Annotated in this window: 20 protein-coding genes, 2 tRNA genes and 1 pseudogene; 15 read left to right on the top strand and 8 right to left on the bottom strand. The window is 61.6% G+C overall.

All coding sequences use genetic code 11. The annotated features are described in order from the left end of the window. The first annotated feature begins 7 nt into the window (after positions 1–7). Genes A4A58_RS22810 through A4A58_RS22800 form a run of 3 tightly spaced genes read left to right on the top strand, consistent with a single transcriptional unit; the run spans position 8 to position 3489 of the window. Complete coding sequence (locus tag A4A58_RS22810) at positions 8–1219, top strand: amino acid ABC transporter permease (protein WP_068736452.1); 1212 nt, start codon at positions 8–10, stop codon at positions 1217–1219. Continuing rightward, positions 1216–2736: an amino acid ABC transporter permease gene (locus A4A58_RS22805; protein WP_068736450.1), complete on the top strand. Its 1521-nt coding sequence runs from the start codon at positions 1216–1218 to the stop codon at positions 2734–2736. The genes A4A58_RS22810 and A4A58_RS22805 overlap by 4 nt, the downstream gene beginning before the upstream one ends. A gap of 6 nt (positions 2737–2742) precedes the next feature. Beyond that, entirely contained in the window at positions 2743–3489 is a 747-nt protein-coding gene (locus tag A4A58_RS22800) for an amino acid ABC transporter ATP-binding protein (RefSeq protein WP_068736448.1), read from the top strand. A gap of 11 nt (positions 3490–3500) precedes the next feature. On the opposite strand, the gene A4A58_RS22795 is transcribed toward A4A58_RS22800, so the two are convergent. The 3 genes and pseudogenes from A4A58_RS22795 to A4A58_RS31580 all read right to left on the bottom strand — a co-directional run. Further along, on the bottom strand, positions 3501–4541 hold the full coding sequence (locus A4A58_RS22795) for a cysteine synthase A (RefSeq protein WP_068736446.1): 1041 nt from the start codon (positions 4539–4541) through the stop codon (positions 3501–3503). A 122-nt stretch (positions 4542–4663) separates the two neighbouring features. Beyond that, positions 4664–5893, bottom strand: a complete 1230-nt coding sequence (locus A4A58_RS22790; protein ID WP_068736444.1) for an SAM-dependent methyltransferase — start codon at positions 5891–5893, stop codon at positions 4664–4666. A 201-nt stretch (positions 5894–6094) separates the two neighbouring features. Beyond that, positions 6095–6210, bottom strand: a pseudogene (locus A4A58_RS31580) (DUF1365 domain-containing protein); the annotation flags it as partial. A gap of 389 nt (positions 6211–6599) precedes the next feature. Between A4A58_RS31580 and A4A58_RS22785 the strand changes: the two are divergent. From A4A58_RS22785 to A4A58_RS22765, 5 genes are all read left to right on the top strand, one after another. Next, on the top strand, positions 6600–8021 hold the full coding sequence (locus A4A58_RS22785; protein WP_244499851.1) for an efflux transporter outer membrane subunit: 1422 nt from the start codon (positions 6600–6602) through the stop codon (positions 8019–8021). After that, on the top strand, positions 8011–9399 hold the full coding sequence (locus A4A58_RS22780; protein ID WP_068736439.1) for an efflux RND transporter periplasmic adaptor subunit: 1389 nt from the start codon (positions 8011–8013) through the stop codon (positions 9397–9399). The genes A4A58_RS22785 and A4A58_RS22780 overlap by 11 nt, the downstream gene beginning before the upstream one ends. 62 nt (positions 9400–9461) lie before the next feature. After that, positions 9462–12584, top strand: a complete 3123-nt coding sequence (locus tag A4A58_RS22775) for an efflux RND transporter permease subunit (RefSeq protein WP_068736437.1) — start codon at positions 9462–9464, stop codon at positions 12582–12584. Between the two features lie 32 nt (positions 12585–12616). Beyond that, complete coding sequence (locus tag A4A58_RS22770; protein ID WP_068736436.1) at positions 12617–15694, top strand: efflux RND transporter permease subunit; 3078 nt, start codon at positions 12617–12619, stop codon at positions 15692–15694. Between the two features lie 56 nt (positions 15695–15750). Next, positions 15751–16485 carry a tRNA-uridine aminocarboxypropyltransferase gene (locus tag A4A58_RS22765; RefSeq protein WP_068736434.1) on the top strand — a complete coding sequence of 245 codons (735 nt, stop codon included), beginning with the start codon at positions 15751–15753 and terminating at the stop codon, positions 16483–16485. A gap of 28 nt (positions 16486–16513) precedes the next feature. Here A4A58_RS22765 and A4A58_RS31575 read toward each other — a convergent pair whose 3' ends face one another. The 4 genes from A4A58_RS31575 to A4A58_RS22745 form a co-directional block, all read right to left on the bottom strand. Further along, positions 16514–16837, bottom strand: coding sequence for a hypothetical protein (locus tag A4A58_RS31575; protein ID WP_349509587.1), 324 nt, complete (start codon positions 16835–16837; stop codon positions 16514–16516). 131 nt (positions 16838–16968) lie between these two features. Continuing rightward, positions 16969–17042: transfer RNA gene (locus A4A58_RS22755), tRNA-Cys, on the bottom strand. Positions 17043–17128: 86 nt separating this feature from the next. Next, positions 17129–17308 (bottom strand): hypothetical protein, encoded by a 180-nt coding sequence (locus A4A58_RS22750; protein WP_068736432.1) that lies wholly within the window; start codon positions 17306–17308, stop codon positions 17129–17131. Positions 17309–17481: 173 nt separating this feature from the next. After that, positions 17482–18453: a LysR family transcriptional regulator gene (locus tag A4A58_RS22745; protein ID WP_068736431.1), complete on the bottom strand. Its 972-nt coding sequence runs from the start codon at positions 18451–18453 to the stop codon at positions 17482–17484. A 348-nt stretch (positions 18454–18801) separates the two neighbouring features. On the opposite strand from A4A58_RS22745, the gene A4A58_RS22740 reads away from it, so the two are divergent. The 4 genes from A4A58_RS22740 to A4A58_RS22725 are packed head-to-tail and all read left to right on the top strand — an operon-like array spanning position 18802 to position 23570. Beyond that, on the top strand, positions 18802–20118 hold the full coding sequence (locus tag A4A58_RS22740) for an ABC transporter substrate-binding protein (RefSeq protein ID WP_068736881.1): 1317 nt from the start codon (positions 18802–18804) through the stop codon (positions 20116–20118). A gap of 8 nt (positions 20119–20126) precedes the next feature. Then, a complete protein-coding gene (locus tag A4A58_RS22735; RefSeq protein ID WP_068736430.1) occupies positions 20127–21002 on the top strand; it encodes a branched-chain amino acid ABC transporter permease in 876 nt (291 codons plus the stop codon). Continuing rightward, a complete protein-coding gene (locus A4A58_RS22730; RefSeq protein ID WP_068736426.1) occupies positions 20999–22879 on the top strand; it encodes a branched-chain amino acid ABC transporter ATP-binding protein/permease in 1881 nt (626 codons plus the stop codon). The genes A4A58_RS22735 and A4A58_RS22730 overlap by 4 nt, the downstream gene beginning before the upstream one ends. Continuing rightward, on the top strand, positions 22866–23570 hold the full coding sequence (locus A4A58_RS22725; protein WP_068736422.1) for an ABC transporter ATP-binding protein: 705 nt from the start codon (positions 22866–22868) through the stop codon (positions 23568–23570). Before A4A58_RS22730 ends, A4A58_RS22725 begins: the two co-directional genes overlap by 14 nt. A gap of 50 nt (positions 23571–23620) precedes the next feature. Here A4A58_RS22725 and A4A58_RS31180 read toward each other — a convergent pair whose 3' ends face one another. After that, a complete protein-coding gene (locus A4A58_RS31180; protein WP_170849674.1) occupies positions 23621–23794 on the bottom strand; it encodes a hypothetical protein in 174 nt (57 codons plus the stop codon). 276 nt (positions 23795–24070) lie between these two features. Between A4A58_RS31180 and A4A58_RS22720 the strand changes: the two genes are divergently transcribed. The 3 genes from A4A58_RS22720 (at position 24071) to A4A58_RS22705 (ending at position 26561) form a co-directional block, all read left to right on the top strand. Then, positions 24071–24145, top strand: a tRNA-Asn gene (locus A4A58_RS22720). A gap of 132 nt (positions 24146–24277) precedes the next feature. Next, positions 24278–24556, top strand: a complete 279-nt coding sequence (locus A4A58_RS22715; protein ID WP_068736421.1) for a hypothetical protein — start codon at positions 24278–24280, stop codon at positions 24554–24556. A 958-nt stretch (positions 24557–25514) separates the two neighbouring features. Beyond that, positions 25515–26561 carry a hypothetical protein gene (locus A4A58_RS22705; protein WP_068736419.1) on the top strand — a complete coding sequence of 349 codons (1047 nt, stop codon included), beginning with the start codon at positions 25515–25517 and terminating at the stop codon, positions 26559–26561. Positions 26562–26564 lie beyond the last annotated feature (3 nt).

Genomic DNA, 26564 nt, shown 5'->3' with positions numbered 1-26564 from the left:
ATCGCCCGTGGCGACATCGACCGAAGCCAGAAAACCGCCGCTGCAACTCGCTGCAAAATTGCGACGTGTGCTGGGCGGGCAGGCGGGCTGGAGCGGCTTTGTACTCCAGATAGTGTTCGTCGCGGCGCTGGTCTGGATCGGCTATGAGATCGTCGAGAATGCACGCTCCAACCTGGCCACGCAGAAGATCGCATCCGGCTTCGGCTTCCTATCAAATACAGCAGGCTTTGCGGTCAGTCAGGCGCTGATCCCGTATTCGGAATCGGACACCTATCTGCAGGTGTTCTTTGTCGGCCTCGTGAACACGCTGGTCGTGTCACTGATTGGCATCTTCTTTGCGACCATCATCGGCTTCATCGTCGGGCTCGGCCGGATGTCGCCGAACTGGCTGCTGGCGCGGATCGCCGGCGGCTATGTCGAATTGATCCGTAACCTGCCGCTGCTGTTTCAGATCCTGTTCTGGTATCTCGCCGTGCTCGCCACGCTGCCGCAGCCGCGGCAGAGTATCTCGCTGCTGGACAGTTTCTTTCTCAGCAATCGCGGCTTCGGATTGCCTAAGCCGATCGGGACGGAGGCTTTCACGGCGTTCGCGGTCGCTGTGATCGTTGCGATCATCGCCGCGCTGGTGTTGCGCGTTTATGCGCGACGGCAGCTCTTCGCCAAGGGGCGTGTGATAGCCGTCTGGCCGATCACCCTGAGCTTGCTCGTCGGCTTACCACTTCTGACGGCGCTCGTGCTCGGCAAGCCCGTGACATTCGAGTATCCGGTATTGAGAGGTTTTAATTTTTCGGGCGGCCTGCGTGTGCTGCCGGAATTCGTCGCGCTGACGCTGGCGCTCTCGACCTACACCGCCGCCTTCATTGCCGAGATTGTCCGAGCGGGAGTCCAGTCGGTGCATAAGGGACAGACTGAGGCGGGCGCATCGCTGGGACTCAGCCGGGGTGCAACGCTGCGGCTGATCGTGGTGCCGCAGGCGATGCGTGTGATCCTGCCGCCGCTAACCAACCAGTATCTCAACCTCACCAAGAACTCGTCGCTGGCCGTCGCCATCGGCTACCCAGACCTCGTTTCGGTGTTTGCCGGCACCACAATGAGCCAGACCGGGCAGGCCATCGAGATCATCGCCATCACCATGGCGGTCTATCTCGTAATCTCGCTGATCACGAGCGCCATCATGAGCGCCTATGGCTGGCGCATCTCGCGGAGCATGGGCGCATGAGCGACACCAGCTTCGTTGCAAAAGAACTGGTTGCAGAACGCGCCGCGCCGGTGCGCAGCACGGGTTTCGTAGGCTTTGTGCAGACGCGGCTGCTGAATTCACCGACCAATATTCTGCTGACGGTCGTCAGCCTATTGCTGCTGTGGTTCACCATTGCCCCCACGGTCAAATTCCTGCTGATCGACGCCGTCTGGCAGGGGCAGGACCGCACGGCGTGCCTGCCGGAAAATACTGGCCACGCCGTCGGCGCCTGCTGGCCATTCGTGCAGGCCAAATTCACGCAGTTCATCTACGGCTTTTATCCTGAGCCGGAACGCTGGCGCGTCAACCTGACATTCCTGCTCGGTGCACTATTGCTTCTGCCGCTGCTGATCCCGCGTCTGCCGGCGAAGAGCGTGAATGCCGGACTGTTCTTCCTTGCCTTCCCCGTCGTGGCGTTTTTCCTGCTGTATGGCGGTGGCATCAATGGCTTCGGAATCAGTTGGGCCGCGGATTTTCTGTCGACCGTCGCGGTCCACATCACGGATGTCGGTCGCAGGCTCAGGGGCATTGGCCTTCTGTCCGATATTGCTGTCGTTGGTGATCTGCTCAGGTTGATCGGCAACGGTATCGTGGCATTCGGTGACGGCCTGCAACTCGTCGCGCTATCGTTCGACTGGCTGCGAAACGAGGGCGTCAATCACGGCAAGCCCGTCTGGTTCGAACTGACGACAACCGCCATCATTGTCTCGCTGCTCATCTTCTTGTTGAACGGCCATTTCCGCAGCGGCTGGCATGCGCTGGCCAACAGTATCTCCGTCTTCGCTGGCATCGCCGCCGTCATCGCCCTGCTGCGGCTCGATCGCGGCGGATTGCCGATCGTCGATACGCGGCTCTGGGGCGGATTGCTGGTGACGCTGGTGGTATCGATCACCGGCATCGTCACGTCGATGCCCGTTGGTATCGCGCTGGCGCTCGGCCGACGCTCGACCATCCCGCTGATCCGGCTGTTCTCGATTGCCTTCATCGAATTCTGGCGCGGCGTGCCGCTGATCACCGTATTGTTCTTTGCAACCTATATGCTGCCGCTGTTTCTGCCTGGCAATTTCACTGTCGATGGGCTGGTGCGTGCGCTGATCGGCATCGCGTTGTTTGCCGGCGCCTATAATGCCGAGGTGATCCGCGGCGGACTGCAGGCGATCCCGCGCGGTCAGGCGGAGGCGGCAAGTGCGCTGGGCCTGTCCTACTGGAAGACCACGCGTCAGGTGGTGATGCCGCAGGCGCTGCGTCATGTCATTCCCGGCCTCGTCAACAGCTTCATCGCGTTGCTGAAGGATACATCGCTGGTGTCCATCGTCGCGCTATTCGATTTGCTCGGTCAGCTCCGCGCATCCTTTGCCGACCCGAACTGGTCGACGCCGACAACCTTGTTCACCGGTTTTGCCTTTACCGGCATCATGTATTTCGTGATGTGCTTCGGCATCTCGCGCTATTCGTTGTTCGTCGAGCGTCGGCTGAATGCGCATCGGCGGAGTTGAGGTGATATGTCCGTATCCGTGAATCCCATCGTCTCGGTTGCCGGCCTCAACAAATGGTTCGGCGATTTCCACGTGCTGCGCGATATCGATCTCCTGGTCGGCCGCGGTCAGCGCATTGTGATCTGCGGGCCGTCGGGCTCGGGCAAATCGACGCTGATCCGCTGCATCAATGCACTGGAGGAGTTTCAGGAAGGCCGCATCACCATCGACGGCATCGAACTCGGCCCGAACCTGCGCCGCGTCGACGATATCAGACGTGATGTCGGGATGGTGTTCCAGAGCTTCAACCTGTTTCCACATCTGACCGTGCTTGAGAACTGCACGTTGGCGCCGATCTGGGTAAGGCATATGCCGAAGAAGGACGCCGATGCCGCGGCGATGAAATATCTGGAGCGGGTGCGCATTCCGGACAAGGCCAATGCCTATCCCGGTCAGCTCTCCGGCGGCCAGCAACAGCGCGTCGCGATCGCGCGAGCGCTAACGATGACGCCGAAGGTGATGCTGTTCGATGAGCCGACATCGGCGCTGGACCCGGAAATGGTCAAGGAAGTGCTCGACACCATGGTCGATCTTGCCGGCGAGGGCATGACCATGCTGGTAGTCACGCACGAGATGGGCTTTGCCAAGGAAGTCGCCAGCCGGGTGGTGTTCATGGATGCCGGACAGATCATCGAGGCGAATACACCGGACCAGTTCTTCGCCAATCCGCAGCATGCGCGGACGAAGCTGTTCCTGAGCCAGATTCTCCGCTGAGGCGTTCCGCTTCAGACTTTCTCGAACGGCACCGAGATATCGCTCTTCTTCTCCAGCCATCCCGGCACCGGCAGGTTCTTGCTGCGCATGAAGTCGGGATTGAACAGCTTCGACTGATAGCGGCCGCCCGAGTCGCAGAGAATAGTGACAATGGTCTTGCCCGGGCCGAGCTCCTTGGCCAGACGGATTGCACCGGCAATGTTGATGCCGGACGAGCCGCCGAGGCAGAGGCCTTCGTGCTGGAGCAGGTCATAGATGACGGCGATGGCTTCCTCATCAGGGATCAGGAAGGCGGTATCGACCTTCGCGGTCTCGATGACCGGCGTTACGCGGCCTATCCCGATGCCTTCCGTGATGGAATCGCCCGGCGTGGACTTGGCTTCGCCATGCTTGAACCAGTTATACATCGCAAAGCCATTTGGATCGGCGCAGGCCGTAACGATGTTGTTGTTCTTTTCCTTCAGGTAGCGGGTCGCGCCGGCTAGCGTGCCGCCGGTGCCGACCGCCGAGATGAAGCCGTCCACCTTGCCGCCAGTCTGTTCCCAGATCTCGGGGCCCGTCGATTCGTAATGGGCTTTGGCGTTGTCGAGATTGTTCCACTGGTCGGCAAACAGAACGCCGTTCGGCTCGGTCTTGCGCAGCTGATCTGCGAGCCGTCGTCCGACATGCTGATAATTGTTCGGATTGGCGAACGGCAGCGCCGGCACTTCGATCAGTTCGGCGCCGTTGAGCCGCAGCATATCTTTCTTTTCCTGGCTCTGCGTCTCCGGGATCACGATCAGCGTGCGATAGCCGCGCGCGCTCGCCACCACGGCGAGACCGATACCAGTATTGCCCGCAGTCGATTCAACAATGAGACCGCCGGGCTTGAGATCGCCGCGCTTTTCCGCTTCCAGGATCATCCATTTGCCCGCGCGGTCTTTCACCGACTGGCCAGGATTCATGAATTCGGCCTTGCCGAGAATGGTGCAGCCGGTGAGTTCGGACGCCCGCTTCAGCTTGATCAGAGGCGTGTTGCCGATAGCTTCGACGACGTCTTTGTTGAAGGTCATGGTGCTGAAAATCTTCGCTCGGGTTGTCGATCTGGCGCGACCCTAGTGGAGGCCGCAGGGCCATACAAGGGAGCGTTCGCCTCACCCATTTGGTGCCGCAGTGCGGAAATTCCGGAGTGCGATCAATGAGCTTTGGCGAACACGACCTGACGGACGTCGATATTCCCGGACAGGAAACCGGCCTCGCAATAGGCCAGGTAGTATTCCCAGAGCCGCCGGAACCGGTCGTCGAAACCGAGCAGCGTCAGGCTCGGCCAGGCCGCGCGGAAACTATCTCTCCAGGTCGCCAGCGTCTTGGCATAATCCAGTCCGAATATGCGTTCCTTGATGACAGGAACACCGTATTTGTCGCCGAGGGATTTCAGGATCTCCGGCGTCGGCAGCATGCCGCCGGGAAAGACGTAGCGCTGGATGAAGTCGACCTCGCGGCGATAAGCTTGGAAGAATTTGTCCTGGATCGTGATGGCCTGAATGCCCACGAGCCCGCCCGGCAGCAGACGGTCGCGCAATTGTGAGAAATACTGCGGCCAGAATTGCTCGCCGACAGCCTCGATCATTTCGATCGAAGCAATGCGGTCATATTGGCCGCGTTCGTCGCGATAGTCCTGAAACTTGATCTCGACCTTGTCGCCAAGGCTAGCATCCTGCATTCGCTTTCGCGCGAAATCACGCTGCTCGGTCGAGATGGTGAGGCCGGTGACATGCGCGCCATAGTTCTTCGCTGCGTATTCGGCAAAGCCACCCCAACCGCAGCCAATCTCCAACACCTTCTGGCCGGGCTTCAGATCGATCGCTTCTGCAAGCCGGCGATACTTGTTGTTCTGTGCGGCCGTGAGATCCTGCGCGCCGTCCTCAAAAATCGCTGACGAATAAGTCATGCTCGGATCGAGCCACGCCGAATAGAACGCGTTGCCGATGTCATAATGCGCGTAGATGTTCCTGCGGGCTTGCCGCTTGGTATTGCGGTTGAACCAGTGGCGAACGATCTGGACGAAGCGCATCAGCGGATTGTTGCCGAGCATCGCCTGAATGAGATCGTGATTGACGCAGAACAGATACAGGAATTGCGTGAGATCCGGCGTGTCCCATTCGCGGTGTAGATAGGCTTCCGCGATGCCGATATCGCCGCCATTCACAAGACGCGACGCGAACGCATAGCTGGTGATCGTCATCTCCGCGGCAGGACCAGGTTCCATGCCGCCGAGGCGGACACGCCGGCCATCGGGAAGTGTCACGTCGAGCGTGCCGCGGCGCAGACGTGAGCCGAAGCCCAATGCCAGCCGGACGATGCGCGGCAGATCGGGCAGCGCCTTGTCGACATTTTCCGGAGTAAGAACGATCAGATCAGACATGTGCAGATCCAGGAGAGTTCGTGGTTCTGTGCCCGAATTCAAGTCGCATGGAAGGAGTGGCCGCCGCTCTTCTATCGGACAGGACCGCCCTTGTGCGTTGCGAAATCCGATCAACGCGCGGACGATTTTACAGGAGTATAAGCGCGGCCTTGTTTACTCGCCAAGCCGGTATTTCTTGCATGGCTTGCTTCAGGCGGCACAATTGACGCCGAACAGCGGTGACATCCGGTCCGCATCGTCAAGCCGATCGAGATAGATCAACAGCTCGTCACGCGGCAGCTGAAGCGATGGCCCATGGGCTTGAGCCGCGCATGCATCACGTCCCGGCGGGTTTCAAAATGGTGCCGATGACACAGGGGAACGCAATCCGGGCGTTAGCAACAAATGAACACATGAAATCTTCGTAAGCCTGATCTGCCGGGCGCTTCTGTCAGCGGCCAAAAAACCCGATAAAATCGGGGGAATCTGTGCAAATCCGCTCATTCGCGGGCATCTTGCATCCGTGCCGCTTGCACGTTGCGACACGTAAGAACACTGTCCGCAGGATGATTGGGCCGCTAGAATGCGGGCTCGTTTCATTGACCAAGCATCACCCGGTGAACGTGTCTCAGGCTGTATACCCCAACGCCCGGAATGCCGGCGCAAAGCGCGCGCGGCGGAGCCTTGTCCGGATGTTCGTGCGGTGAATCTCGTCTTCGCGAAAAAGATCGGGCGTTCGATCGTCGCCTTTGCCGTTGTTGCGAGTTCAGCAGGCTGCATTTTGACCAAGGATCTGCCTGATCCGGCCCTCGATATTCCCGAGGGCTATAAGGCGGCGCGGTTGGCCAATCCGAACGGTGCCACGCCGACACTGGACTGGTGGCGCGGCTTTCGCTCCAGGGAACTGACGCAGCTGATGGAGGAAGCCCAGACGGTCAACCTCGATATCGCTGCGGCAACATCGCGAATCATGCAGGCCGATGCGCAGGCCCGAATCACCGGCGCCGCGCTGCTGCCGAGCGTGAGCGGCGGCGGGCAGGAGACCTATTCGCGGACCTCGGGCTCAAGCTCTAGCGGGTTGACCAATGGCGGCCGCGAGGTAGTGACCTATTCGGCCTCGCTCTCGGCCAGCTACGAGATCGATTTCTGGGGCAAGAACCGCGACGCCGCGCTGGCTGCGGAAGAAACCTCGACTGCCAATCGCTTCGACCGCGACGTGGTGGCGCTGACCACCATGGCCGCAGTCGCCAATGCTTATTTCCAGGTGCTGACCTCGCAGGACCGCATACGCACCGCCGAGCGCAATATCGCCAGCGCACAGCGCATTCTCGACGCCATCAAACAACGCTTCGCCGCCGGCACCGGCACGGATCTCGATGTCGCGCAGCAGGAAAGCGTGCTGGCCAATCAGCGCGCTGCGGTGCCGCCGCTGCGGACCACGCTGGCGCAGAACGTCAACGCGCTGGCGACGCTGGTGTCCCGGCCCCCTGAAAGCGTGCGCGTGGCCGGCGGTTCGCTGAACACTATCGCCGCGCCGCGCGTCACGCCCGGCCTGCCGTCAGAGCTGTTAACCCAGCGGCCGGATATCCGCCGGCAGGAGGCGCAATTGGCCTCGGCCACGGCTAACGTCGGCAGCGCCCGGGCGCAGTTCTTCCCCTCGATCCAGCTCACCGGCTCGGGAGGCTATCAGAGCGCTGCGCTGGCCTCGCTGTTTCAGCCCAATGCCGCCTTCTTCAGCCTCGTCGGCGGGCTGACCCAGCCGATCTTCGATGGCGGGCGCATCCAGGGTAATTTCGAGCTGACCCAGGCGCGGCAGGACGAATTGCTGCAGACCTATCGCAAGACGGTCGTGCAGTCCTTTGCCGACGTCGACAATGCGCTGGTCGCGATCCGCCAGACCACCGAGCGGCTGCGGCTGCAGCGCGAGGTGGTCCGGGCGTCGAAGCGGGCCTTCGATCTGTCCGAGCAGCAATTGCGCGCCGGAACCGCTGACATCGTAACTGTGCTAAACACCCAGCTGACGCTATTCCAGGCGGAAGATGTCCTGTCTCAGGCGCAACTGGCGCGGCTGCAGGCGATCATCAGCCTCTATCAGGCGCTGGGCGGCGGCTGGGAGCCGAAAATGGAAAGACCGGTCAATGCTCTTTAAGCCGGAGTTGAAAGAGGCCGCGAAAGCGACGGGCGACGGCGTCGCCAAGGTCGCCGGCAAGGCGCGCCGCCGTACTGTGTCGATTGCCGTGACGCTGCTGATCCTCGGCGGGCTCGGCTATATCGGCTGGAACGCCTTCCAGCAGCGGCAGACGGCCGCCCGCGGCGGCTTCCGTCCGGACATGATGACCGTGCCGGTGCTGGCAGCGACGCCGAAGATCCAGGACGTGCCGGTCTATCTCGACGGCGTCGGCTCGGTGAAGGCGCTGAACAACGTCACCGTGCGCGCACAGGTCGACGGCAAACTGATCAAGGTCAATTTCAAGGAAGGTCAGGACGTCAAGGCCGGCGATGTGCTCGGCGAGATTGACCCGGTGCTCTACAAGGCGCTGTACGATCAGGCCGTCGCCAAGAAGGCGCAGGACGAAGCGACGCTGGCCAATGCGCGGCTTGACCTGATCCGCTACCAGCAGCTCGCAACCTCAAACGCTGGCTCCAAGCAGCAGGCCGACACCCAGAAGTCGCTCGTCGCCCAGCAGGAGGCGCTGGTGAATGCCGATCAGGCTGCCATCGACAATGCCGCCGCAACGCTGAGCTACACCAAGATCATAGCGCCGCTCTCTGGCCGGGCCGGCCTGCGTCAGGTCGATCAGGGCAACATCATCCATGCGTCGGATACCACGGGCCTCGTGGTGATCACGCAGCTGCAGCCCATCGCCGTACTGTTCAGCCTGCCGCAGCAGCAGATCGTCCGCGCCAATGCCGCTGCTGCCAAGGGCACGCTGATGGTCGACGTGTTCGGCAATGACGGCGTCACCGTCATCGACACCGGCACGCTCACCGGCATCGACAATCAGGTCGATACGACCACGGGCACCGTGAAGCTGAAGGCGGAATTCCCGAACCCGAATTATCAGCTCTGGCCCGGTCAGTTCGTCAATGTGCGGCTGAAAGTCGAGACGCTGAAGGATGCGATGGTGGTGCCGACCTCGGCCGTGCAGCGCGGTCCCGCCGGCACGTTCAGTTACGTGATCGAGGAGGGCGACATCGTCAAGGCGGTGCCGGTCACCGTGACGCAGCAGAACGAGACCACGGCCGTTATCGCCAAGGGCCTGTCGGCGACCGAGCGTGTTGTCACCACGGGCTTTGCCAATCTCACAGAGGGATCGAAGGTGTCAGTCGGCACCAGCGATCAGGAGCCGACCGCCGACTTGGCACCACGCAAGCGTGGCGGGGGCAAGGGCAATGATGCCGGCGAACGTCGTGGCAAGCGCGGCCAGAATTCGGGTGGTGCGGGTGGCCAGGGCAATCCGCAGGCACCGATTGGCCAAACGCCGCCTCCAGCCAGCCCGAGCGCTGCGCCATCGGGAGCGAAGTAGCCATGATGTTCGCACGATCGATCGCCTGAGTTGATGACTTCTATACCAAAGAGCGCACAGTCATGAGCGTCTCGGAACCCTTCATCCGCCGGCCCATCGCGACGTCGCTGCTTGGCGTCGCGCTGCTGATCGGCGGCGCCCTCGGCTATTTCGCGCTGCCCGTTTCGGCGCTGCCGCAGGTCGATTTCCCAACCGTGCAAGTCTCGACGCAGCTGCCGGGCGCGAGCCCCGAAGTGACCGCATCGCTGATCACCGCGCCACTGGAGCGGCAGCTCGGCCAGATTCCGTCCCTGTCGTCGATGACCTCAACGAGCTCGTTCGGCGTCAGCCAGATCTCGCTGCAGTTCGATCTGAACCGCGATATCGATGGCGCGACCCAGGACGTTCAGGCGGCGATCAATGCGGCCGCCGGCGTTCTGCCGAAGAACCTGCCATATCCGCCGGTTTACGCGAAGGTCAATCCGGCCGACGCGCCGGTGATGACGCTGGCGCTGACCTCGGACACGATCTCGCTGCGATCGATGAGCGATCTGTCCGATACGTTGTTGGCGCAGCGGCTTAGCCAGATCTCGGGTGTCGGCAAGGTTGCCGTGCTTGGCGGCTTGAAGCCGGCGGTGCGTGTACAGGCCGATCTGGCTCGGCTCGCTGCCTATGGCATTTCGATGGAGGATCTGCGCACGGCGATTGCCGGTGCCAATGTATCGGGCCCCAAGGGCTCGCTCGACGGAGCGCAGCAAGCTTACACCATCGCCGCGAACGACCAGATCGCGGCGGCGGATCAGTATCGGCCGATCATTATCGCTTATCGCAACGGATCCCCTGTCACCATCGGCGACATCGCGCAGATCGTCGACGGCCTGGAAAACGACCGTACTGGCGGTTGGTATCAAGGCACGCCAGCGGTGATCATCGAGATCCAGCGTCAGCCCGGCGCCAATGTTATCGAGGTCGTTCGCCAGATCCGCGAGGAAATTCCGAAGGTGCAGCGCTCTATGCCGGCCGGTGTCAAGCTGACCATCGTGAGCGACCGCACCGTGACCATTCGCGCCTCGGTCCATGACGTGCAATTCACGCTGGTGCTGTCCGTCATCCTCGTGACTTTGGTGGTACTGCTGTTCCTGCGGTCGCTGCGGGCAACGTTGATTGCCGGCGTGGCCCTACCGCTGTCGCTGATCACGTCCTTCGGCGTGATGTATTTCGCCGGCTTCAGCCTCGACAATCTCTCGCTGATGGCGCTGACCATCGGCACCGGCTTTGTGGTCGACGACGCCATCGTGATGATCGAGAACATCGTCCGGCACATGGAAGAGGGCGAGAGCCCGATGCAGGCAGCTTTGGCTGGCGCCAGCGAAATCGGCTTTACGGTGATCTCGCTGACGGTGTCGCTGATCGCGGTGTTTATCCCGCTGCTCTTCATGTCCGGTCTTGTGGGCCGCATGTTTCGTGAATTCGCGATGACGCTGACCATCGCCGTTGTCATGTCCGCCGTGGTCTCGCTGACGCTGACGCCGATGATGTGCTCGCGGCTGCTGAAACACACCAAGGATGAATGGCAGGTGCCCGGTCTCGGGGCCGTCAGCCGCTTCATCGACCGTATGGTGGCATTCTATCACCGCACGCTGCTGTGGGTGTTGCAGCATCAGCCGGCGACGCTGGTCGTCACGTTCCTGACCATCGTCGCAACGCTGGGCCTCTATGTCATCGCCCCCAAGGGCTTCCTGCCGCTGCAGGACACCGCCTCGATTACTGCCGTAACAGAGGCCGGTGCCGACGTGTCATTCGCGGAGATGCAGAGCCGGCAGAGCGCGGCGGCAGCGGCGATCCAGGCAGATCCGGATGTGACAGGAATCATCTCGGTGATCGGCGGCGGCTCGGTCAATCCGACCACCAATGTCGGTCGGCTGGTGATGACGCTGAAACCGCGCGGCGAGCGCAAGGATGACATGAACGCGGTGATCGCGCGGCTGAAAGATCGCGTCGCGGCGATCCCGGGCATGACCGTGTATTTCCAGCCCGTGCAGGATATCCAGATCAGTACGCAGAGCAGTCGCTCGCAATATCAATATACGTTGACCGGGACTGATGCGGCACAGGTGACCGAGTGGTCGCAGAAGCTGGTCGCCGAATTGCGCCGCGATCCGATGTTCCGGGACGTCTCCTCGGAAGCCCAGACCGGTGGATTGCGGGCTTCGCTCGATATCAACAGGCAGCGTGCCGGACAATTGGGCGTCAATCTGCAGGGCGTCACCGACACGCTGAATGATGCCTTCGCGCAGCGCCAGATTTCGACCATCTATGGCCAGGCCAATCAGTACCGCGTCGTGCTGGAAGCATTGCCGTCACAGCAGCGCGATCCCGACGTGCTGTCGAAACTGTATCTGCCCGGTGTGGCCGGCGCGCAGGTGCCGCTGTCGGCCGTAGCCACGCTGACGCGTACCACGGCGCCACTGGCGATCTCGCATCAGGCGCAATTCCCCGCCATCTCGCTCAGCTTCAACCTTGGACCAAACGAAGCGCTTGGTGACGCGGTTGAGGAAGTCAAAAAGATCGAGACCCGGATCGGCATGCCGACGAGCATTGTCGGGATGTTCTCCGGCGATGCCGCGGAATTCTCCAAATCGCTGTCCGGGCAGCCATGGCTGATCCTCGCTGCACTGGTGACAATCTATATCGTGCTCGGTGTGCTCTATGAGAGCTACATCCACCCAATCACCATTCTCTCGACGCTGCCATCGGCTGGCGTCGGTGCGATCCTCGCACTGATGCTGACCGGACAGGACCTGTCCGTCATTGGCTTGATAGGCATCATCCTCCTGATGGGCATCGTCAAGAAGAACGCGATCATGATGATCGACTTTGCGCTGGATGCCGAACGCAATCGCGGCATGGCGCCGGAAGCGGCGATCGTCGAAGCCTGTCTGCTGCGGTTCCGGCCCATCATGATGACGACGCTGGCGGCATTGTTTGGTGCGTTGCCGCTGGCGATCGAAAGCGGCACCGGCGCAGAGCTGCGCTTCCCGCTCGGTGTGTCGATCATTGGCGGTCTGCTGCTCAGCCAGATCCTGACGCTCTACACCACGCCGGTGATCTATCTGGCGCTGGATCGCATCAGCCGCCGGTTCGAGAAGCGAGCGCCCCCCGTCGCGGGTGCCGCCGGGACGGCGGGAGCAGGGGGGCCACCCTAGTGGCTTCCATCTCCATCTCAGCGCCATTCATCATGCGGCCGGTCGGCACCACGTTGCTGGCGATCGGACTGTTTCTTCTCGGCGTCGTCGCCTATCACTTCCTGCCGGTCGCTGCGACGCCCAATGTCGACTTCCCGATGATACGTGTGCAGGCGTCGCGTCCCGGCGCCGATCCGTCGATCATGGCGGCGACAGTTGCTGCGCCACTGGAACGACGTCTGGGCATTATCGCCGGCCTCGATCAGATCACATCGACGAGTTCGCTGGGCTCGACCAGCATCCAGTTGCAATTCGCCATCGGCCGCGATGTCGATCGCGCCGCGCGTGACGTGCAAGCCGCCATCAACGCATCCATGGCCGATCTGCCGACCGATCTCCCGACACTGCCTACGTTCCGCAAGGCCAACCCGTCCGCCGCGCCTGTCTTCATTCTCGCTTTGACGTCGCCGACCATGTCCGCGTCTGCGATCTACGACGTCGCCGATACCGTGATCGTACAGCGGCTGTCACAAGTGCCGGGAGTCGGCGAGGTCACGGCCAGCGGCGCTGACCAGCCCGCGGTGCGCGTCCAGCTCAATCCGGTCGCGCTGTCGAATGCCGGGATTGCCACCGACGACGTGCGCACCGCCATCGTCAATGCCAATCCGCTCGGCCCGGTCGGCATCTTCCAGGGATCGCGGCAGAGCGAGACGATCTCGATGAATCCGCAGATGCGCACGGCGGAAGAGTTTCGCGAGATCATCGTCAAGAGTTCGAACGGCAACTATCTGCGACTGTCCGATGTCGCCGATGTTCAGGATGCGACGCGCAACAGCCGCTCGGTTGCCTGGTTCAACAAGCAGCCGGCGGTGCTGATCCAGATCACCAAACAGGGCGACGCCAACGTCATCGACACCGTCGATCGCGTGAAAGCGCTGATCCCCGATCTGAAACAATGGATTCCTGCCGGGATCGAGATTTCTGTTCTGACTGATCGTACCGGCACCATTCGCGCCTCGGTCGAGGACATGGAGTGGACGCTGTTTGCCACGGCCGTATTGGTCATGGCCGTGGTGTTCCTGTTCCTGCGCCGCGGCACGCCAACCATCGCGGCCGGCGTCTCGGTACCGCTGGCGCTGGCCGGCACCTGCGTCGGCATGTGGCTGGCCGGCTTCTCGATCAACAACCTGTCGCTGATGGCGCTGGCGATCTCTGTCGGCTTTGTGGTCGACGATGCCATCGTCATGATCGAGAACATGTACCGCAATCTCGAAGAGGGCATGGCGCCGGTGCAGGCGGCACTCGCGGGCGCCAGACAGATCGGCTTCACGGTGCTGTCGATCAGCCTGTCGTTGATTGCTGCCTTCATCCCGCTGATCTTCATGGATGGTCTGGTCGGCCGATTGCTGCGCGAATTCTCGTTGACGCTGACGTTCTCGATTGTCGTCTCGACGCTGGTGTCGCTGACGGTGACACCGATGATCTGCGCGCAATATATCAAGAGCGGTCTGTCGAGTACGGAGACCCGTTTTGACCGTATTGTTGAAGGCACGCTGTCACGCGTCGTGGCGTTCTATGAGCGCACGCTGCATGTGGTGCTGGGCTTTCCACTCCTGACACTGCTGGTGTTCTTCGCGACCATCGCGCTCACGATCACGCTCTACATCAAGACACCGAAAGGCTTCTTCCCGAACGACGACAGCGGCTTCGTGATCGGGGCAACGCGCGCATCGGCTGATGTTTCGTTTCAGGCGATGCTCGGACTTCAACAGCATCTGGCCGATCTCGTGCTGGCCGATCCGGGCGTGGCCAGTATTGGTTCGTCGCTTGGCGGCACGGGCGGGCCGGGCGGCGGCGGCGCCAACCGGGGCACCATGTTTATCGCCTTGAAATCGCCAGAGGAGCGCAACGGAGCATCGACCGAAGACGTCATCAACCGGCTGCGTCCGAAACTCAGCGCGGTCCCCGGTATCCGTCTCTTCATGTTTGCTGCGCAGGATCTGCGCGCCGGCGGACGCCAGAGCGATTCCAACTATCAATACACGCTGACCTCGACCAATCTCGATCTCCTGCAAAAATGGGCGCCGCTGGTCGGCAAACGGCTGGAGAGCGTCGAGGGCATCACTGACGTATCAAGCGACCGCGATCCCGGCGGATTGCAATTGACGCTGACCATCGACCGGAAGATGGCATCAAGTCTCGGCGTCCAGGTGCAGGATATCGACAATGCGCTGAACAACGCGTTCTCGCAGCGGCAGATCTCGACGATCTATACCCAGCGCAATCAGTACAGGGTGGTGCTGGAGATCGATCCCAAGTTCCAGAACGATCCGTCCGATCTCGATCGCATCTATGTCGCGGGCCTGAATGGGTCGCAGGTGCCGCTATCGGCGGTTGTGCGCATGTCGCGCACGTTGTCGGCGCTGGCAGTGTTCCACTCGCAGGGGTTCCCGTCGACCACGGTGTCGTTCAACACGCTGCCCGGCGTGCAGCTCGATGCTGTGACAGGCAACATCCAGCGCGCGGTCGACGAACTGCATATGCCGGAAGGCATCCGCGGCGGCTTCGATGGCAATGCCGGTGACTTCAGCAAGACGACGGGGCGGCAGCCGCTGCTGATCCTCGGCGCGCTGATCGCGATGTATATCGTGCTGGGCGTGCTCTATGAGAGCCTGGTGCATCCTCTGACCATCATCTCGACGCTGCCCTCGGCGGGGCTCGGCGCGTTGCTGGCATTGCAGATCACCAACACGCCGCTGACCGTGATCGCCTTCGTCGGCATCATTCTCCTCATCGGCATCGTCAAGAAGAACGGAATCATGATGGTCGATTTCGCCATCGAGGCGGAGCGGCATCGCGGACTGTCGCCCGCCGAGGCGATCTTCGAGGCCTGCACCGTGCGTTTCCGCCCGATCCTGATGACGTCATTGGCCGCGGTGTTCGCCGCGATCCCGCTGGTAATCGCGACCGGGCCGGGCACGGAACTGCGCCGCCCGCTGGGCATCACCATCATCGGCGGGTTGTTCGTCTCGCAGGTGCTGACGCTTTACACGACGCCGGTGATCTATCTCCTGATCGACCGGTTGCGTAACCGCTTCCGCCCGGCGCCGGTGCCGGCCCCGGCTGAATAGCCAGATCCGGGCGTTACGGCGGTTGAAGCCTCGGGCCGCGCGGCGTATAGCGGGCAATGTCCAAGAAATCAGATCTGCAAGCCGCCGAGGTCGCCGAGGCGATCCCGGAATGTCCGCATTGCCAAAAGCCGATGCCGCTGTGCATCTGCGACAGCATCACGCCCATCGACAACAAGATCGAACTCCTGATCCTGCAGCATCCGCAGGAGCAGGACAGGGCGCTGGCCACCGCCCGCGTCGCAGCGCTGCATTTCAAGAAGGCCACGGTCAAGATCGGGTTGTCCTGGCCGAGCCTCGCCAAGGCGCTGGGCAAGCCGGTCGCCGATCCCGCCCGCTGGGCGATCCTGTATCTCGGCTCGGCCAAGGTCTCCGACTTCGAGACCGACCGGGATATTCTGGCCATCGACCGCAAGGGTCAGGCCGAGGAAAACCAGCGCGCACTGCTCAAGGACATCCAGGGCATCGTGCTGCTCGACGGCACCTGGAGCCAGGCCAAGGCGCTGTGGTGGCGCAATGCCTGGATGCTGAAATGCCAGCGCGTCATTCTTGGACCGGCCAAACCGTCGCTCTACGGCAAGCTGCGCCGCGAACCGCGCAAGGACGGCCTGTCGACCATCGAAGCCGCGGGGATGCTGCTCGCCAGCCTCGAACGGAAGCCGGATATCGAAGCGACGCTGAACGCAAGCTTCGAGCGGATGCTGGCGAAATATCGTGAAGCGCAGAACGTCATGCCGGAACTGGCGCCCAAGCCAAAACCCAAGCGCGACTGGCGGCGCAAGAAGCGCGCCTGATAGCGTTCGGTTTTGGTTGATCCCGGCCCTATCGGCTGCTGGGCGGAGGACCGACGCCGGCTTCACGCTCGTCACTCGATGATGATGGCCTGACGAGCGACGGAAACGGATTGCGGAACAGTCCGCCACGAGCTTCTTCCGCAACGGGCGCGGGAGGCGATGCCGGGGCCGCGGCCTGCGGCGGCACCACCGGAACCGGCAACTTCTCGCACTTCATGGAATAGACCAACTGGCCGTCGGCGGTCCGGCCAATCGGCGCGCAAGGATCGGTGCGGACCGGAACGGGCGGTTTGGTCTGGGCCCAGCCTGGCGAGGTCATCAGCAACGTGGCGATCAAGACCCGGATGTTCATCGTGCCCCCTGGGGTTGGCAGGATGCTACGATCAATACTCCAATCCTGCCAAGCGAAGTGTTGCAGCGCACCACTCATAGCAGTCGCGCCCCGATCGCGGGTCTGGCAGGCTAAGTTATTGATTGGATTGATGGAGGCCACGTCGGGAATCGAACCCGAATAAACGGTTTTGCAGACCGGCGCGTAACCATTCCGCCACATGGCCCCATAGCGGGTTAGTTACAGACCGTTCGCCATTTAGGCAATGCCCGGCTGAAATCTTTCATGGGTTCCGACATACCGACACAATGATCAGCAGGAGGCCTGCCAGCCATCCGGAAACGGAATCAGCGGCCAGGGGCCGTCATTGTCGTTCGCAGCGGTCGGAATCGGGGCGAAGAACATTTCCTGGCTGCGCAGATCGTCCCGCACATCGGCCTCGATTTCGGCCCGGACTGTCTCCAGCAGATAGTCAAATTCGGCTTCGCTCATCTTTTAGCTCCCTGTCTTGGGAGCAATCTGACGCAAAGCCTTTGTTGGGCTGTTGAATGGATCGTTCAAATTGTACCGATCCACACGTGAGACCCGTCATGGTTACCGGGACGTTTACCTCATTGAATCAGGTGCGGGGTTTCCATGCACCAATCCGATGGTTCGCGGTAACATCAAACTGTTTGCTCCGTGACGGGTATGTCCGTCTCTAGCAGCGTATCCAACATTTTGCGGCCCCTGGTGCTGGCCTGCATCAGGGGATCCGCCTTGAAGGTCGACTTCAGGAAACTCGACACCGCGCGGATGCGCGGCACGAATTGCAGATCGTTATGGACGTTGATCCACAGCTCTCGCGTGGTGGACAGCTTATCGTGCAGCACCGGGATCAGGTCGGGGCGACGTGCCGTGGCAAAGCTCGGCAGCAGTACAAGCCCGATACCGCCGGCCGCAGCGTTCATCTGCGCGCACATGCTGTTGGAATGGAACGAGACTGGCGGGCTCTTGATGATGTCATCGAGCCAGCGCACGGAGTCGAGCTGGATCTGGTCGTCGATATAGGTGACGAAGCTGTGCTTTGTGAGCTCGGATGCGCTCTTCGGCATGCCGTGTGCGTCGAGATAGCTCTGTGACGCATAGAGCCCGAGTTGGAAGCAGCCGATACGCTCCGAGACCATGCCCTGACCGGTCGGACGGAAGAAGCTCAGAAACAGATCGGCCTCGCGCCGGTTCACCGAGACGCTCTGCGGTGATGTCAGCAACTCGACGGTCAGGTCCGGATGCTGCTTGCGCAATTCAACGAAGCGGTAGGCGAGGTAGAGCGAGGCGATGCCTTCCATCGTGGCAAGGCGGACCCGGCCAGCCATACGGCTGCCGCCGCATTGCACGTCTTCCCGCATGGCAATCACGGCGCTTTCGATCCGCTCGGCGTGGCAGAGCAGGCGGTCGCCGGTCTCGTTGACCTTCAATCCGGACGGCAGTCGCTCGAACAGCGCCACACCCAGCGTGCTCTCCAGATGCGCGATGCGGCGGCTGATGGTGGATTGATCGACCCGAAGCCGCCTGGCCGCACTGCCAAGGCTGCCGCCGCGCGCCGCGTGAATGAAGACCTTGAGGTCGTCCCAATCGAGCGATTTGAAATTGTCCATCCGAGAGTAGCAGCAAGAGCTGTGCCAGCACGCGTTGCTGGGACGCCATGTCGCGGTGGAAAAGCCAGTCTGCAAGGCCCTTTGCAGGATTGTCTATACCCCGCGCGATCCGAAGCAACCTAGCCTGACGGGAACAAAGAACGATCCGTTCTCTCTCACTTTGCGGACGCGACGCTGCCGGTATTCCGGGTTCAGCGAGTGACCATGAATGAGGCTCCTGCGATGATCTCGCAGGCACCACGAGAGTCGCGACGGCATCCCGTTCCAGAAACTCAATTTCGCCGGGGGCCAGCCCCCATCGCAGCTCACCGGCCAATGGCGGCGGTGATCGAACCAGAAGGGTGTGTCATGCAGTTTGACCGTCGACAGCTTTTGCTCGGAGGAGTCGGCACTGCCGCTGGCCTTATGCTTCCAGGCAGCGCGTTCGCACAATCGCCGGCCACTATCGGTACTTTCCCGGAAGGCGTCACGGCGGATTCGGTATTCGTCGGTCTGACCATCCCGCTCACCGGCGTATTTTCGGGCGACGGCGGCGATCTCAAGCTCGGCTATGAACTGGCCATCGCGCAGATCAATGCCGGCGGTGATATCGCGCAGAAGTGGGGCCTCAAGGGCAAGGGCGTGCTCGGCCGCCAGATCAAGTACAAGGTCTCCGACACCGAAGGTAAACCCAACCTCGACGTGCAGAGCGCCACCCAGTTCATCCAGCGCGACAAGGCGATCATGGTGTCGGGCTCGGTGTCGAGCGCCAGCGCCATTGCGCTCGAAGAACTCGGGTCGCGTGAGAAGGTGCTGTACATGGTCGGCATCGCCGGCTCCAACGACATCACCGGCAAGAACTGCCAGCGTTACGGCTTCCGCTCGCAGCAGAACGCCTACATGGCTGCGAAGGCGATGGCGCCCGTCGTCGCCAAGGCGCTCGGCAAGAATGTAAAGTCGGCCTTCCTCGTGCCCGACTACACCTATGGCCACACCGTCTATGACAGCTTCGCCAAGTTCTCGGCGGAGCAGGGCTGGAAGCAGGTCGCCAAGGAAGTCGTGCCGCTCGGCACCACAGACTATTCGTCGGCGCTCCTGAACATCGCCAACAGCGGCGCGGATGTGTTCGTCAACATCGCCTTTGGCGGCGATGCGGTTGCGTCGACCAAACAGGCCGAACAGTTCGGCGTGCTGAAGCGCATGAAGCTCGTGGTTCCTAACCTGTCCTCGTTCCAGGACAAGGAGCTCGGCGCCGAGCTGATGCAGGGCGTCTATGGCAGCTGCGATTTCTGGTGGGGGCTGCAGGACACCTATCCGCTCGCCAAGACCTTCGTCGAAAGTTTCGTGGCGCAGAACAAGTACTATCCGCGCTGGGGCGCGCATATCGGCTACATGCAGACCTATCTGTGGGCGATGTCGGTCGAACGCGCCGGTACGTTCAATCCGGTCGATGTGATCAAGGCGATGGAGAGCTCCAAGGCGCAGCCTTACGAGACGACCATCGGCAAGGTCTATTTCCGTGCCGAAGATCATCAGATGGTGCGGCCGATCCCGATCCTGCGCGGCAAGAAGCCGTCCGAGATGAAGAACAAGGAAGACTTCTACGAGATCGTCGATATCGCCGACGGCGAAAGCGTGATGAATGCGCCGGACTTCTTCGGCTGCAAGCTCGGCCCCTACACCTAAGGATCACCATGCCAAGCTGGCCCGTCCTCATCTCGCAGGCCTTCAACGGCCTGGCCCTCGGCACGCTGCTGGCGCTCGTCAGCAGCGGTCTGACGATCATCCTGGGCACGCTTGGCGTCCTCAACTTCGCTCACGGCGCGCTGTTCGCCGTGGGCGCCTATGCCGCTTTCGTGCTGCTGCAATACACCTCGTCCTTCGTGCTCGCGATCGTCGTCGGCTGCGGTTTCATGCTGGCGCTCGGCTTTCTGCTCGAACGCATCATCATTCGTTATTTCTACGACCGTCCCCATGAGGATCAGATCCTTGTCACTTACGGCGTCGGCATCGTGCTCGTCGAATGCGTGCGCGCAGCCTTTGGCGGCAATGCGCAGCGCGTGCCGGTGCCGTCCTGGGGGCAGGGCGCGACCCAGATGGGTTTCCTGATCTATCCGACCTATCGCCTGCAGCTGATCGCCATCATCGCCGGTCTGCTGCTCAGCCTCTATCTCGTGCTCTATCGCACCTCGATGGGCCTGGTGGTCCGCGCCGGTATCGAGAATCCCGGCATGGTCGGCATCCTCGGCATCAATGTGCGCCGCGCCTTTCTGCTGGTCTTCGCCATCGGTGTCGTCGCCGTAGGCTTAGCCGGCATGCTCTATGCACCGGTCGTGGCCGTGACGCCGGACATGGGCGCCAATTTCATGGCGCAGTCTTTCGTGGTCATCGTGCTCGGCGGCCTCGGCTCGTTCCCGGGCGCAGTCATCGGCGGCCTGATCGCGGGCGAGATCATCAGCCTGACTAGTGCTTTCAACTCGTCCTATTCGGAAGTGATGCTCTACGCGCTGATGGCGGTGCTGCTGATCATGCGCCCGCAGGGTCTGTTCGGTTCGGAAGGCCGCGCATGATGCGTCCTCGTTCCGGCGGCTTGCGGGGCTGGCTTCCCGAACTCGCAGTACTGTGCACGTTGATCGTGGCACCCATCGTGTTCCCGCATCTCGGTTTCTCGACCGATCTGCTGACACGTGTGTTGAACTGGGGCCTGATCGGCCTCGGCTTCGACATCCTGTTCGGCCTCACCGGACTGCTGTCGTTCGGACAGGCAGCGTTCTTCGGCGTCGGCGGCTTTGTCAGCGCCTATCTGCTGGTGTCCCACACCATCGACAGCGTCTGGCTGGCGCTGACGATCGGCACCGTCGCAGCCGGCCTGTTCGGCCTCCTGGTCGGCTGGTTCGCCGTGCGCCGGGTCGGCATCTATTTCACGATGATCACGCTGGCCTTCGGCCAGATGGCCTATTTCATCGAGAACTCGCCGCTGTCGGACTATACCGGCGGCGAGAACGGCATCCCCGGTGTGCCCGTGCCTGTGCTCGGCTTCGGCGCCCATGCGATCCGCATCAGCGCGGGCATGCCGATGTATGTCCTGTTCGCCCTGATTTTCTTTCTCGGCTATGTGCTGGCGCGTCGCATCGTTGGCTCGCCGGTCGGCGCGATCCTGCTGGCGATCAAGGAGAACACCGGCCGCGTCGCGATGCTCGGCCATAACGTACCAGCCTACAAGCTGACGGCCTTCGTCATCGCGGCGCTCTATGCTGGTCTGGCCGGCGGTCTGCTCGGCTCGTTCCAGAGCTACATGCCGCCGGACGCGTTCTCGCTGGAGACGTCGGGACAACTCGTAGTTCAGACCATTGTCGGCGGCGCCGGCACGCTGATCGGTCCGCTGGTCGGCGCGGCTGTCTGGCTGTGGCTGCGCGACAATCTGCAGCTCATTCCGGGCTTTGCGATCCTGTGGAAGCTGGTGCTCGGCATCGCCTTCATCATTCTGGTCATCGGGCTGCGCCGTGGCATCTGCGGCGAGATCGCCCATTGGTGGAACGAGCGCCGTAATCTGGCTGCGGCGAAGGCGGCGGAAGCGAAGACCGAAGCCATCGAAGCGCACAATATCGATCCAATCACCAAACCCGTGGCACTGCCCAGGGAGGTCAGGCTGACCATTGCCGAGCCCACGACGGGCGATAGCGACATTGCACTCGAAGCGAAGTCGCTGGCGCGGCATTATGGCGGTCTCAAAGCCGTCGATGGCGTCTCCTTCAAGGTCCGCCGCGGCTCGATCCATGCGGTGATCGGCCCGAATGGAGCCGGCAAGAGCACACTGTTCAAGATGCTGCTCGACGAAGTCAGCCCGTCCTCCGGCGAGGTCCTGCTGTTCGGCGAGAAAATCACGGGCGTCGGCGTCAGCCGCGCGGCGCAGCTCGGCATCGCCAAGAGCAATCAGCTCAATCAGCTGTTTCCCAACCTGTCCGTGCGCAAGAACCTGCGGATCGCGGCACTGGCACGCCGTCGCGGCCCGATGCGCTTTGACCTGTTGCGCGGAGCCGGCAGCATTCCCGACGTCGAGGAGCAGATCGTCTCGATCCTCGGCCTGCTCAATCTCGTCGAGCGTGCCGACACGCCCGCACATATCCTGGCTTACGGCGAAAAGCGGCGGCTCGAAATCGGCATGGCGCTGGCCACCAGCCCGAACGTATTGCTGCTGGACGAACCCTTAGCCGGCATGAGCCCGGCAGAACGCATCGCGACCTGCGCCTTCATTCGCGATATCGGGCGCTCGCGAACCGTGGTCATCGTCGAGCACGATCTCGACGCCATCTTCGAACTCGCCGAGCGCATCACCGTGCTCTATGAGGGCCGGCTGCTGGCGGACGGCACCGCCGACGAGATCCGGCGCAATCCGGCCGTGCAAGACGCCTATCTGGGAGGGCTGCACGCGCATGAGCCTGCTTGAAGTCGACAAGATCAATACGCTGTATGGCGATTCCCACGTGCTGTTCGACCTGTCTATCCGGGTCGAGCAGGGCGAGGTCGTGGCACTACTCGGCCGCAACGGCGCCGGCAAGACCACGACGCTGCGCTCGATCATGGGCGTGCTGTCGCCACGCAGCGGCCATATCCGTCTCGATGGCAAATCCATCGAGGGCCTGCCGCCCTCGGCGATCGCCGGCATGGGCGTCCAGCTTGTACCCGAAGAGCGCGCCATTTTTGGCGGTCTGACGGTCGAGGAAAATCTGCGCATTGCGGCGCTGACGGCGCCGAATGCCTGGTCCTACGACCGCATCTACGACGTGTTTCCGCGCCTCAAGGAGCGCCGCAAATCGGCCGGACGCACGCTGTCCGGCGGCGAGCAGCAGATGCTGGCCATCGCCCGCGCGCTGATCCGCGATGCGCGCATTATCCTGCTGGACGAGCCGTTCGAGGGCCTGGCGCCGCTGATCGTGCGTGATCTCGTCGAGGTCTCACGTAATCTCGCCGCCGAGGGCCGCACCATGATTGTGGTCGAGCAGAACGTTGCGGCGGCATTGAGTTTCGCCAACCGCGTTTATGGGCTCAATAACGGCCACGTGGTGTTCGAAGGCACGCCGGCCGATCTCAATGCCAGTGCCGACCTGATGCGGGACTTCCTCGGCGTCGGGATGTGATTCCTGGGACGTATAATCCCGGAGACAATGTCCCCGGGCAACGTGATTCCCTAGATTTCGATCGGCACCGCGAGGCGCCCGATCAAAAGCGCCACCTCATCGAGGTGATCGCTGTCATGCGCCTCGACGGCTTCGGCGAGCCGGGTGACGCATTCGTCATCACTGATAAAGGGCAGGGAGTTGAGGTCGGTCGGAAGCGCGCGGTCGGTGTGCGTGGCTGGCATCGGTCACCTCGTTCGATTCGGAACTTGTTCAACGTCGCGGAGGGCAGTCTTGCGGTGCAATAAGACTAAATAGCGACACGGTGGGAAAGATTATTCTTCGCCCGCACGCGGTGTGGTCTCGACAGGAACGGGCCACACCTCAAGAAGATCCCGTAACATCAGGCGTTTTCTGAGTTTTCCCCGATTGACGGCCTCTGCGGGAAGAGGTGCATTTCCTGCTTTCCAAGCGCGGATCGCTTTGTTATACGCTGCGGCCTGCGAACAAGCTTCGCACGTTCCCTGGTAGCTCAGCGGTAGAGCATTCGACTGTTAATCGAATGGTCGCTGGTTCGAATCCAGCCCGGGGAGCCATTTAATTTCAATGGCTTAGCTGATTTTGGGGCGCTCAAGAGGCGCCCTTTATTGCGTCGGGGCCACATCAGGGGCCACATTCGTGCGAAAGCTTCGCCGAAACGTATTGCTAGCAAACACGGGGACCACAAAATGAATGACGACCTGCGGCGCCTGCTGGACGATCTCACTCTGCAGATCGGCCAGACGAAAGAGCAAAATATTGCCATACAAGGCGTTTGTGCAGCTCTGGTGGCTGAAATCGCTCTCTTGGACAAAGCTCCGCGGGAGAAGCTCAGCCGAATGGTAGCCGGCCTTCAAGGGGCGGCGCTCGGAGTAGCAGACGGCACCGACGGTCGCAGCACCGAGATGACCAAGACGATCGAGCGCGTTACCGCGATGGCAGAGGCCATGCTTCAACCCCGTAAATGACGAGGCGCCCGAATGAGTTTGCCCGCCGGCCGTAGCCGACGGGTAGGAGGCGGAAGTTTGCGCAGGTTCAGGCAACGCGCCACTCCGCCCCGCGCTGCCGTGCAGTGATCATCGGCTCGATTGCCAACTCCCGATCGCTACAGTCACCCCAGCGACCTTGGCCTTGCGCCATGCCCTCCGGCCAGCCCATCCACGGCTCCTTGTCGGGATCGTCGAGTTCGAGGTCGCGATCGTTGCCGAACGCCGCCGTGTCCGCGGTGGTGCCGCACAGCGACGGCTCGCTGCCGTCATGCTCGTCTTCGTAGTCGAGCCCTGCGACGTTCGCCGCCCCCAGGTCCGCTGGCTTCCTGACATGGTCGGGTTGACCGAGCCCAGCGACGGCTCGTCGTCGTTGCCGTCCTCTAGCTCGCAGTCATCTTCTTCAGCGTCGTCGTGGGCTTCTAGGTCGCAGTGGTAAGCGTTCTGACTGACTGAGGCGAGGTTCTGCTCGGTAGGGTCTGGCTCGAGGTCGACGTCACCGTCGAGCTCGTCGACCAGCGCAATCAGATACTCGATCTGCTGTTGAGCTTCCTGCCGCAGGCGGCTGAGCGCCTGAAAGATCTGCTCCGGGGTCAGGTCGACTCGTCGATAGATAGCGTCCAGGGGGCTCCCTGGCTTCTTGGTGGGATTTTCATCGCGTGCTCTTCGATTTGGCTTCTCACAGCCCGCCGGTGTCTGACCGGCAGCCGGGGGGTGAGAACTTGCTCGATCGGCCTCACTCGACCACCAGCACAATTTCGTGCCGTTCAAAAGAGACTTATGCCGCAAGCGGAGTGGTGCTGAGCATGCCCGGGGCGGCGCCGGGCGGTCGCAGCGCGTGATCCGACGCAAACCTGTTTACAAGCAAGAGCGCTGCCTATCGGCCCGCTTAGGTTGTGTGGTCTGTTGCGAACCAATCAACTGTTCATGGGGAAGCGTCTTGGCATCGAAGCGCGTGAAGATTCACTACCGTCGCCTGTTAAGGCAGGATTCAACTTTTCCCCTCGACAAGACGCTGCAGGACCGCATCCAGACGGCCATGGAGACCACTAAGCCCGATGGCTCAAAGGTTCGCGATAAGGCGAAGCATCGTGTAACCGGCGTTCCCAACAGCGAAGGGTCCGAACGGCTGCTTAATACTTATCATTCAGACGCAGCATGTGTATTCGGAACTGTATGCCTGACGTTACCGGGCCAGCTTCAAGCGCTGCTAAAAGTGGTGGATTCCTCCAGTGCGCATCCAAACCTGGCTGAGGTAATGTCCGCGCTGGAGATCGCGGAAACTGCAGCACCAGCTGGGCATGAATACGTTCACGGTATGACGTACTGGACCGTCATCGGCGACCATTTTTATCAAATCCAGCATGTCTCAATGCAGGCCAAAGCCATGGAGGAATACTTCACATGGCTTTTACGGGATAACAGCGCCATTTCTCAAACCGAAGCCGTGATGCTCCAATGGAAATTTGATCGCGCGCAAGTTGGCGACGACGAGCTTGAGTCTATTCAGATCGGCGGATTGATGCCGGAAACCGTGCATGATGTAGCTCTAACACCCGCGGAACTCTCGAAAATGGAGGACGTGGAAACAAGAGAAACCATCGGCGAGAAAGTCGCCGCGACGTTCGCCAAGGCCCGGAAAGTCATCGAAGATCTTATCGGCGAAGTGGAAACAAATAAGATTATTGAATCGATGCCCGATGATGCTTCCCTTGATGTGCGAGTAAATATCGGTTTCCGCGCTAAAAAACGGAAGTTAAAACGCGAGGTTATGTCCAGTCTCGAAGCCGGCCTCAGAAACATTGCAGACGGTGAAATCGTGGCGAAAGGCAAGAACGGTATGGTCCGCGGCGACGATGCTCGACTATCGATGGACATGGGCATCCGCCGCATTTCGGAGACAAGCACTCTGTTGGACCCGGAACACGCTCTGCAACAGATGCTGGAAGTCCATCGCCGTTTTATTCATGATGGCAAAATCGAATAAAAG

Source organism: Tardiphaga robiniae, assembly GCF_001618955.1.
In the GTDB taxonomy this organism is placed as follows: Bacteria; Pseudomonadota; Alphaproteobacteria; order Rhizobiales; family Xanthobacteraceae; genus Tardiphaga; species Tardiphaga robiniae_A.
Note: the sequence above shows the minus strand (reverse complement) of the source record. Positions and strands in the feature narration are given on the sequence as shown.

Excerpts from the sequence above, each read along its gene's own strand:
- A4A58_RS22805 (WP_068736450.1), top strand. The coding sequence starts at position 1,216 with ATGAGCGACACCAGCTTCGTTGCAAAAGAACTGGTTGCAGAACGCGCC.
- A4A58_RS22800 (WP_068736448.1), top strand. The coding sequence starts at position 2,743 with ATGTCCGTATCCGTGAATCCCATCGTCTCGGTTGCCGGCCTCAACAAA.
- A4A58_RS22795 (WP_068736446.1), bottom strand. The coding sequence starts at position 4,541 with ATGACCTTCAACAAAGACGTCGTCGAAGCTATCGGCAACACGCCTCTG.
- A4A58_RS22790 (WP_068736444.1), bottom strand. The coding sequence starts at position 5,893 with ATGTCTGATCTGATCGTTCTTACTCCGGAAAATGTCGACAAGGCGCTG.
- A4A58_RS22780 (WP_068736439.1), top strand. The coding sequence starts at position 8,011 with ATGCTCTTTAAGCCGGAGTTGAAAGAGGCCGCGAAAGCGACGGGCGAC.
- A4A58_RS22775 (WP_068736437.1), top strand. The coding sequence starts at position 9,462 with ATGAGCGTCTCGGAACCCTTCATCCGCCGGCCCATCGCGACGTCGCTG.
- A4A58_RS22770 (WP_068736436.1), top strand. The coding sequence starts at position 12,617 with ATGCGGCCGGTCGGCACCACGTTGCTGGCGATCGGACTGTTTCTTCTC.
- A4A58_RS22765 (WP_068736434.1), top strand. The coding sequence starts at position 15,751 with ATGTCCAAGAAATCAGATCTGCAAGCCGCCGAGGTCGCCGAGGCGATC.
- A4A58_RS31575 (WP_349509587.1), bottom strand. The coding sequence starts at position 16,837 with ATGAACATCCGGGTCTTGATCGCCACGTTGCTGATGACCTCGCCAGGC.
- A4A58_RS22750 (WP_068736432.1), bottom strand. The coding sequence starts at position 17,308 with ATGAGCGAAGCCGAATTTGACTATCTGCTGGAGACAGTCCGGGCCGAA.
- A4A58_RS22745 (WP_068736431.1), bottom strand. The coding sequence starts at position 18,453 with ATGGACAATTTCAAATCGCTCGATTGGGACGACCTCAAGGTCTTCATT.
- A4A58_RS22740 (WP_068736881.1), top strand. The coding sequence starts at position 18,802 with ATGCAGTTTGACCGTCGACAGCTTTTGCTCGGAGGAGTCGGCACTGCC.
- A4A58_RS22735 (WP_068736430.1), top strand. The coding sequence starts at position 20,127 with ATGCCAAGCTGGCCCGTCCTCATCTCGCAGGCCTTCAACGGCCTGGCC.
- A4A58_RS22730 (WP_068736426.1), top strand. The coding sequence starts at position 20,999 with ATGATGCGTCCTCGTTCCGGCGGCTTGCGGGGCTGGCTTCCCGAACTC.
- A4A58_RS22725 (WP_068736422.1), top strand. The coding sequence starts at position 22,866 with ATGAGCCTGCTTGAAGTCGACAAGATCAATACGCTGTATGGCGATTCC.
- A4A58_RS31180 (WP_170849674.1), bottom strand. The coding sequence starts at position 23,794 with ATGCCAGCCACGCACACCGACCGCGCGCTTCCGACCGACCTCAACTCC.
- A4A58_RS22715 (WP_068736421.1), top strand. The coding sequence starts at position 24,278 with ATGAATGACGACCTGCGGCGCCTGCTGGACGATCTCACTCTGCAGATC.